Genomic DNA, 8833 nt, shown 5'->3' on the forward strand with positions numbered 1-8833 from the left:
GGCCGGTAGGGCCAGTGGCCGTACTCGCCGCCGGAGTTGGGGCTGCGTCCCTGGTAGAGGAGCTGCAGGTTGCAGGGATCGACGGTGAAGGTCTGATCGGCGGTGGTGCGGATCAGTTCGCCGTGGCTGATGTCGTTGGTCCAGGTGGCGCCGCTGTTGGCCTTGCCGGCGAAGGGGTTGCTCTCGGTCGCGGCCTGGGGTGTCCATGAGCCGTTGAGGCTTGTGGCCGTGAACGAGCGGAAGTAGCGGCCCTGCGAGCCGATCGCCTCGACGATCATGAGGTAGCGGTCCTGGCCCTGGAGCTTGTAGACCTGCGGGGCTTCGAACAGGTTGTTCGTCGTGTCGCTCATGATCGTTGTGTAGGTCGAGCCGAAACTGCTCGGGAAGTTCCCGATCGGCATGCTGGCCCGGTAGATCTTGCCGTTGTCACCGGCGAAGAACAGGTACATGTTCTGGCCGTCAGCGATGAGCGTCTGGTCGATGGGGCCGGTGCCGGAGCCGGTGATGCTTCCGGAGAAGAGCACCTGCTGTGCGGACCAGCCATTGGGGTTGGAGGGGTCGCTCGACGTCCGGTAGGAGAAGGCGCTCCCACCTCCCCACTGGTAGGCGAGCACCCAGATGTTCTTCGGCGCGAAGTAGAAGAGCGTGGGCGCCACGACGGAGTTCGACATCGTGTTCTGGCTGGCCGAGGCCATCTCCGGCCAGTTGCTGAACAGGCCGAAGTTCATCGAACCCCAGCCCGCTCCCGTTCCCGCGGCACCGTGCGTCGTCGCATAGACGAGATGCTTGCCGTTGTAGGGGACGACGGTGAAGTCCTTGAGCGAGGCCCACCCGGCCTTGGGCTGCGCCAGCGCGCCCGTGGACGTCCAGCGGTAGGTCGACGGGAGATTGCACGAGCCGGGGGGATTGTCGCCGCCGACCTTGACGAACTGCCACTGCTGATTGGTGCCGCCCCAGTCGTCGTACTGGACGATGTTCGCGTTGTCGGCGGTGGCGGCGCCTTGTACTTCAAGGGCCTTGTTGCTGTGGCGCGAGATGAGCCTCACGTAGCCGTCCGAGCTGTCGGCCAGTCGCCACTGCTGGTTGGTGGCGTTCAGGTCGGCCCACTGGACGATCGAGCCGCCGTTCGCGGTGGACCAGTTGTGGACGTCCAGCACCTTGCCCGAGTGGCGGGACTTGATGCGGTAGTAGCCGCCCCCGGAATCGACGAACTGCCACTGCTGCTGGTTCTGATCGTTCCTGGTCCACTGGGTGATGCGGGCGCCGTCGTTGGTCGCCATGTTGTAGACGTCCAGGGCTTTGCCGCTGTTGCGGTTGACCAGCACATACGAGGTGTTGGGGTCTACGGTCGCCGCGTCGGCGGGCTGGGCACCGAGGAAAGTAGCCACGAGCAGCAAGGGCGAAAGGACTGCGAGTAAGCGTCTCAGACGGACCGGGGACGGGTGGCGAAACCACATGAGAAGGCCTCCTTGGGGGCGGGGTGAGGTGACGCCGATGAACCGCGGCACGGCCGTACCGGGGGCAGAGACAGTCTCGAAACTTTCGAAGACCTCTCCGAACCTTTGACGCCACAAGCTAGGAATGTGGGGCCCTTTGGTCAAGGTCTGTCGCCGATCTGTCCACAAACAGTTCCTCCCGGCACTCCGGAAGTTCGCGATGAGGCTCGCCAGTCCAAGGGCCCGCGCTGGGAAGGGGAGTTGAGCAAGCGGCGTCCGTCGCTCGTAGCGATCCCGAAAGATTCGGGCAACGAACAGAAACTTTCTCGGTGGCGAGTATTGACGATTCACCGTCAATCCCTCAATCATCCCTCTCTGGGTGACCGACCGTAGTTCGAGATTCCGAACTACGTCGCCCTGAGTAGCTGTGCTGCACGGCAGATCCACGCACAGCTGCACCGCAGATCCACGCACAGCTGCACCGCAGATCCGCGCAATGAAGCACCTGCGCCACCGTGCTGCCCGGGTTCCGGCCCGCCCCGTCCGTTTGCCGAGTGGGAGGGGATGACGCATTCCCCTGCGCTTCAGTCCTTCCGTGATTTCTACCTTGGAGGCACAGTCATGGGCTCGTATGCCCTTCCCAGACCCGTTATCCGCCGGAAGATCCGCGGCCTGCTGCTGGCGCTGGTCGTCGGCATCCTCGGTACGGTCTCCGTACTGGTCGCGCCGCCAACCGCACACGCCGCCGAGAACACGCTCGGCGCCGCGGCGGCGCAGAGCGGCCGCTACTTCGGCACCGCCATCGCCTCGGGCAGGCTGGGCGACTCGGCGTACACGACGATCGCGGGCCGTGAGTTCAACTCGGTGACGGCCGAGAACGAGATGAAGATCGACGCCACCGAACCGCAGCGGGGCCAGTTCAACTTCACCGCCGGTGACCGCGTCTACAACTGGGCGGTGGCGAACGGCAAGCAGGTGCGCGGCCACACCCTGGCCTGGCACTCCCAGCAGCCCGGCTGGATGCAGAGCCTCAGCGGCAGCACGCTGCGCCAGGCGATGATCGGCCACATCAACGGCGTGATGGCCCACTACAAGGGCAAGATCGCCCAGTGGGACGTCGTGAACGAGGCCTTCGCCGACGGCAGTTCGGGAGCCCGGCGCGACTCCAACCTGCAACGCACTGGCAACGACTGGATCGAGGTCGCCTTCCGCACCGCGCGCGCCGCCGACCCGGCCGCCAAGCTCTGCTACAACGACTACAACGTCGAGGACTGGACCTGGGCCAAAACCCAGGCCATGTACGCCATGGTCCGAGACTTCAAGCAGCGCGGCGTACCGATCGACTGCGTCGGCTTCCAGTCGCACTTCAACAGCGGCAGCCCCTACAACAGCAACTTCCGCACCACCCTGCAGAACTTCGCCGCCCTCGGTGTCGACGTGGCCATCACCGAACTCGACATCCAGGGCGCCCCGGCCACGACCTACGCCAACGTGACCAACGACTGCCTGGCCGTCCCGCGCTGCCTCGGCATCACCGTCTGGGGTGTGCGCGACACCGACTCCTGGCGACCGGAGCACTCGCCGCTGCTGTTCAACGGCGACGGCAGCAAGAAGCCCGCCTACACCGCCGTCCTCAACGCACTCAACGGCGGTTCCTCTACGCCCCCTTCGGATTCCGGACCGATCAAGGGCGTCGGTTCAGGCCGCTGCCTGGACGTGCCCAACACCAGTACCACCGACGGCACCCAGCTCCAGCTGTGGGGCTGCAACAACGGCACCAACCAGCAGTGGACGCACACCGCCGCCGGCGAGCTCAAGGTCTACGGCAACAAGTGCCTGGACGCCGCCGGGACCGGCAACGGCACCAAAGTCCAGATCTACAGCTGCTGGGGCGGCGACAACCAGAAATGGCGCCTCAACTCCGACGGGTCCATCGTCGGCGTCCAGTCCGGCCTCTGCCTCGACGCCGCCGCAAGCGGCACCGCCAACGGCACCCTGATCCAGCTCTATTCCTGCTCGAACGGCAGCAACCAACGCTGGACCCGCACCTGATGGGACCTGCCACTGACGAAAGGGTGAGTCGATGAAGACCTACGGTGCGGCTTCCCCCGCCCCTCCACGCAGACATGGCTGGTGGTCCCGGGTCGCCGCCGTGGTGGCGGCGACCCTCGCGATCGGCATGCTCGGCGCGGTGAATCCGGCGCCCGCCGAGGCGGCGACGGTGGACACCAATGCCTGGTATGTCCTGGTCAATCGCAACAGCGGCAAGGCGCTGGACGTCTCTGGCGCGTCCACCGCCGACGGCGCGCGGGTCAGCCAGTGGACGCGCAGCGACGGAACCAACCAGCAGTGGCAGTTCGTGGACTCCGGCGGCGGCTTCTACCGCCTCAAGGCCCGGCATTCGGACAAGGTTCTCGACGTGGCCGGCGCCTCGACCGCAGACGGCGCCGCGATCCAGCAGTGGGCCGACCACAACGGGGCCAACCAGCAGTTCCGCCTGGCCGACTCCGACGCGGGCCACGTCCGGCTGATCAACCGCACCAGCAGTAAGGCGGTGGAGGTGCAGGGCGCCTCCACCGCCGACGGCGGCAACGTCGTCCAGTACTCCGACTGGGGCGGCGCCAACCAGCAATGGCAGATGATCAAGCTGTCGTCCGGTGGTGGCGGCGGATGCGGCAGCGCCCCGACTCTGGCGAGCGGTACGCACACGATTCAAAGCGGCGGCAAGAGCCGCAGCTTCATCCTCAGGGTTCCCGCCAACTACGACAACAGCCACCCCTACCGGCTGATCTTCGCGTTCCACTGGCGGGGCGGAACCGCCGGCGACGTCGCCTCGGGCGGCACGAGCGGGAACGCCTGGTCCTACTACGGCCAACAGGAACAGTCGAGCAACGGCGCGATCCTCGTCGCCCCCCAGGGCCTCGGCAACGGCTGGGCCAATTCGGGCGGTGAGGACATCACCTTCGTCGACGACATGATCCGGCGAATCGAGGGCGGCCTCTGTGTCAACCCGGCACAGCGTTTCGCCACGGGATTCAGCTGGGGCGGCGGTATGAGCTACGCACTCGCATGCAGCCGGGCGAACGTCTTCAGGGCCGTCGCGGTCATCTCCGGCGCTCAGATCAGCGGGTGCAGCGGCGGCACCCAGCCCATCGCCTACTTCGGAATCCACGGCATCAGCGACAACGTCCTCAACATCGGGCAAGGACGGTCCCTGCGCGACAAGCTCGTCGCCAACAACGGCTGCACTGTCCAAAGCCCGCGCGAGCCCGCGCCAGGCAGCCGGACGCACATCACCACCACCTACTCGGGCTGCCGTGCCGGATATCCGGTCCAGTGGGCCGCGTTCGACGGAGGCCACATACCCGGCCCGGTCGACGGCTCCTCTGGCGAAAGCGGCGTCACCACCTGGACCAAAGCAGAGATCTGGAGGTTCTTCGCACAGTTCCAGTGACACGGCCGCACCACGGAGTGGAGCCAGGATGACCCTGGCTCCACTCCGTCGACGTCCATCCCAGATAGAAGGGTGGAGAGGCCTTTTCAGGAGAGCTCCCACGCCTTCGGACGGGTCACGGCCGGCGAACAGGCCGTGGGAGAAGTGGCGTTCGAAGAACACGCCCACGCGGAGGGAGGTCTCGCCCGCCCGGTTCACGGCCTCGCAGGCCGCCACGGCCGCGGGTTTGCTCAACGAGGGCGACGGTGGCGGTGATCTCGGCGGCCTCCTCCAGGAGATGGTCGGCGGGCCATGCCGGAGACCGGGCTGCCCCGCTCGGCCTCGACGGCGCCGCGCGCGCGCCCGATCAGGATGAGGCCCATCGTCTTGGCCCGGCCTTCTGTAACACTCTTCACAGTGTGGTCGCGAGGCAGGGCGACATCGTTCAGTGGATCTGTTGGCGTTGATCACGTGATGTCGAGTGTGACCAGGGCGCGGGTGGCGTCGCGCACGTGGTGGCGAAGGCCTGTGGCGATGTTGGTGCGTCCAGCGAGGCGGAGGGCTCCGGGGGCGAGGTTGCGCAGGCTGGCCATGGCCCGGGGTGCGTTGCCGGTGCGCACGCGTGAGGCGTCCTCACTCCAGGCGACCTGGCGAAACCTTGCCATCGGCGCCGTCCGCCTGGCCGGCAAGACCAACATCGCTTCCGCCCTGCGGCACAACGCCCGCGACGCCCACCGACCGTTCGCGCTCCTGGGACTCACACGGTCACAAACCGGACATCAAGCAACATTGCCGAAGCCCTGGGTGCCGAGTTGATCCCGAAGCGTGATTACTGTGTCGGGTTGCCTGGCGTACAACGATGCCTCCAGGCAACCGACTTCACGCGCTAGAAGAAGCCCAGCTTCTTCGGCGAGTAGCTCACCAGCAGGTTCTTCGTCTGCTGGTGGTACGAGTCTTGCGCGTCGTTGACCGGCTGCAACAGCGACTTTTGCGACGGGTGGTGGGTCATTGGCCCGTATATGGTCCGGATCTTGGTCTCAGATGTGATGACCACCGTTACCCCACGGCTGGTTGGCCTACTTCGGCGCCCGTCCAACTTCACCTCACAACGTGCATGGTGCTATTTCCCGGGGCTTCGTGATGGATCGGTCTCCCTGCAGACCCGCGCCGGACTTCGAGGTCAAGTTCCCTCGTAGGCACGGAGGTTCGTTGTGGGGACGCGCGGCCTCATGTCCGCCGACCGGTGGGTATGGGACCCGCGTTTGCGGGTGAGTCAGAGGGGCTTCGCCGAGCGCGCCGAAGCCGGGGCCGCCCCGTGGACGTTCTCGGCACACCCGGCCACTCTGTGCACCATGGCCAGGGGCGCTGGGCTACCTCCGGACTCCGACCGAGGGGCGCAGGGTCACGCGAGAGGACCAGTCCACGATCTTGCGATTCCGGGCCGAGCGGTACGACGACCTGGCCGACGACCCCGGAGGTCGGCCGCAGGCGCACTGTTCGCTCTGCGGGGGTGGCACTAGGCTGCTTGGTGAGGCCCGAGCCCCCGGCAGCAGCCCAGTTGCTCCGTTCCAGGGAGGCGCGTGGTGCACGCAGGTCTCGACGGCGCCTTCGTGAACTCTCGTTCGGCGGGAGCGGACTTGACCGCTGGACATCGTCGACACTGCCTCGACGGCGACGATGTGTCACGTCCCAGGCCGATGTCAGGGCATCGAGCAAACCGTGACGTGGCCCTTCCGCCAGTCGGCGACCCGAGCGTGGTGAGCGCCAACCGGAGTTCGTTGACCACGCTCAGGGCCTGCCTTGCGAACCGGCTCCACACAGAACATCTCCGCCTGCCGCCGCCTCGCGCAGGCGAGTCGGCGGGTGGGGTGACGCCATACGGCTGCAGACGCGGCAGCTGCTTCGGCTGCCTCGCTCCCCCGGACGTGCGGCCGCGTACGTGACCCGTACCGGCGAACCTCACGCCCCGGTCGGCCGGTTGAGCCGGACCTGCGAATCGGCGGCAACCGGACCGTCAACCCTCAACGCCCAGCCCTGCAAGGAGTCCCCTGTGACTGCTACCGCTCTCGCGCCCACCGAAGCCACCCTCGGCGAGGAATTCGGCAAGGAACTCGACCGGATCCGTTCCGAGATCATCGCCGTGCGCGGTGCCGACGACGCGCGCTACATCCATGCCGTGATCGCCACCCAGCGCGGTCTGGAAGCGGGAGGGCGGATGGCGCTTGCCTTCTCGCTGTTCCCGCCCGCCTGGGCGGCGGGCACCGCGATGCTCTCTCTCGCCAAGATTCTGGAGAACATGGAGCTGGGCCACAACATCCTGCACGGCCAGTGGGACTGGATGGGCGACCCGGCCATCCACTCCACGACTTGGGAGTGGGATTTCCTCACGCCCGCCGAGGCCTGGAAGCACACTCACAACCATCTGCACCACACCTGGACCAATGTCGTGGACCGTGACCGCGACCTCGGGTACGTCGTCTTCCGGATGAGCGCCGACCAGAGCTGGCGTCCGCGCCATCTCGCCCAGCCGCTCTACAACTTCCTGCTCGCGCCCCTCTTCGAGTGGGGCATCGCGCTGTACGACCTGGAGCCCGATGTCGTCGCCGCCGGCCGCAAGTCGTGGCGTTCCTTCCTGGGCGACGTGAGCGGGTTTCTCGCCAAGGCCACCCGCCAGCTCGCCAAGGACTACGTGCTCTTCCCGCTGCTGGCCGGGCCCTCCGCGCTGCCCTGTCTGCTCGGGAACCTCACCGCCAACACGGTGCGCAATCTGTGGACGCACACCATCATCTTCTGCGGCCATTTCCCCGGGGACGTCCAGACCTTCACCGAGGAGCACATCGAGGGCGAGACCCGAGGCGAGTGGTACCTGCGCCAGATCCAGGGCTCCGCCAATATCGAGGGCAGCTCGCTGTTCCACGTCCTCAGCGGCAACCTGGGCCATCAGATCGAGCATCATGCCTTTCCGGATCTGCCCAGCAACCGCTACGCTGAGATCGCCCCGCAGGTGCGTGAACTCTGCGAGAAGCACGGCATCCCGTACGTCACCGGACCGTTGTGGCGGCAGTACGGCTCCACTTGGGGCCGCATCCTGCGCTTCGCCGTACCGACCGGCTGAACCGCACGGACGGAACTCAGGCGTTCGGCTGTTTCGGACGCCTCTGGAGGCTCGCGCGCAAGCCTCGACAGGTGCGGATGCTCGGTTCGGCCGGGGGACGGTTCCATAGCCTTCGGGTAGCTTGCCGGGGCATGGCTGAGGAGAATTCCCGTACGCCGCGCGAGGAGACAACGCTGGAGCGGGCCGACCGCAACTTCGGCGAGCTGCTCCAGGAGTTGAGGATCATCCAGACCGGGGTCCAGATCCTGTTCGCGTTTCTGCTGACACTGGCCTTCACCGCCCGCTTCCCCATGCTCGACACGGCGCAGCGCACCATGTACATCACGACGCTGCTGCTCGCGGTGCTCGCGGCGGCTCTGTTCACCACGCCGGCCGCGCTGCACCGCACGCTGTTTCAGCGCGGGGCCAAGCCTGAGATCGTCATGATCTCCTCACGGCTGGCGGGGCGGGTACGAGCGTTTTGATGCTGGCTCTCACCGGTTCCGTGCTGCTCGTAGTGGACGTGGTGCTCGGCCGGGTCGAGGGTGTGATTGCGGGGAGTGCGACGCTGCTGGTGTGCGGCGGCCTGTGGGGGGGGTGCTGCCGCAGTTCGTCAGGCGGCACGCCGCACGGTCCGAAGCCCGGGCTGTTTCGGAGCCGCCGGCCGGATCGGGCTGAGTGCTTCAGCAGCGCACAGCCGCCGCGGTTGGCCGGTGTGGTTCACGTACCGGCGGACTGCGGCGGCTGTGCTGGCTACGGAGTGACGGTGTCACCGGCCGGCGGGCGCCGACATGTGCAGCAGCCGTTCGGTGATCTCCCGGTATTGCCTGAGCGCGATCCGTAGTTCCTCGGTTTGTGCGTCGGTGTCCT

Annotated in this window: 6 protein-coding genes and 1 pseudogene; 4 read left to right on the top strand and 3 right to left on the bottom strand. The window is 66.9% G+C overall.

Annotation, left to right across the window (positions count from 1 at the left end):
• On the bottom strand, positions 1-1457 hold a 1457-nt coding region (locus tag GAS53_RS36150), incomplete at its 3' end, for a non-reducing end alpha-L-arabinofuranosidase family hydrolase (protein ID WP_151482006.1).
• A gap of 600 nt (positions 1458-2057) precedes the next feature.
• On the opposite strand from GAS53_RS36150, the gene GAS53_RS36155 reads away from it, so the two are divergent.
• Together GAS53_RS36155 and GAS53_RS36160 are read left to right on the top strand one after the other, a co-directional pair.
• Positions 2058-3488, top strand: a complete 1431-nt coding sequence (locus tag GAS53_RS36155) for an endo-1,4-beta-xylanase (RefSeq protein ID WP_151481992.1) — start codon at positions 2058-2060, stop codon at positions 3486-3488.
• A 31-nt stretch (positions 3489-3519) separates the two neighbouring features.
• Positions 3520-4890 carry an RICIN domain-containing protein gene (locus GAS53_RS36160; RefSeq protein ID WP_404829376.1) on the top strand — a complete coding sequence of 457 codons (1371 nt, stop codon included), beginning with the start codon at positions 3520-3522 and terminating at the stop codon, positions 4888-4890.
• Between the two features lie 446 nt (positions 4891-5336).
• On the opposite strand, the gene GAS53_RS36165 is transcribed toward GAS53_RS36160, so the two are convergent.
• Positions 5337-5534, bottom strand: a complete 198-nt coding sequence (locus GAS53_RS36165; RefSeq protein WP_318723314.1) for a hypothetical protein — start codon at positions 5532-5534, stop codon at positions 5337-5339.
• Between the two features lie 221 nt (positions 5535-5755).
• Positions 5756-5923 (bottom strand): hypothetical protein, encoded by a 168-nt coding sequence (locus GAS53_RS55495; protein WP_192583433.1) that lies wholly within the window; start codon positions 5921-5923, stop codon positions 5756-5758.
• Positions 5924-6919: 996 nt separating this feature from the next.
• Between GAS53_RS55495 and GAS53_RS36175 the strand changes: the two genes are divergently transcribed.
• Positions 6920-7984, top strand: coding sequence for a fatty acid desaturase family protein (locus GAS53_RS36175; protein WP_151481994.1), 1065 nt, complete (start codon positions 6920-6922; stop codon positions 7982-7984).
• Between the two features lie 131 nt (positions 7985-8115).
• Positions 8116-8641, top strand: a pseudogene (locus GAS53_RS36180) (DUF6328 family protein).
• Positions 8642-8833 lie beyond the last annotated feature (192 nt).

It is taken from the genome of Streptomyces albicerus (genome assembly GCF_008905045.1).
GTDB lineage: Bacteria > Actinomycetota > Actinomycetes > Streptomycetales > Streptomycetaceae > Streptomyces > Streptomyces albicerus.

Excerpts from the sequence above, each read along its gene's own strand:
- GAS53_RS36155 (WP_151481992.1), top strand. The coding sequence starts at position 2,058 with ATGGGCTCGTATGCCCTTCCCAGACCCGTTATCCGCCGGAAGATCCGC.
- GAS53_RS36160 (WP_404829376.1), top strand. The coding sequence starts at position 3,520 with ATGAAGACCTACGGTGCGGCTTCCCCCGCCCCTCCACGCAGACATGGC.
- GAS53_RS36165 (WP_318723314.1), bottom strand. The coding sequence starts at position 5,534 with ATGGCAAGGTTTCGCCAGGTCGCCTGGAGTGAGGACGCCTCACGCGTG.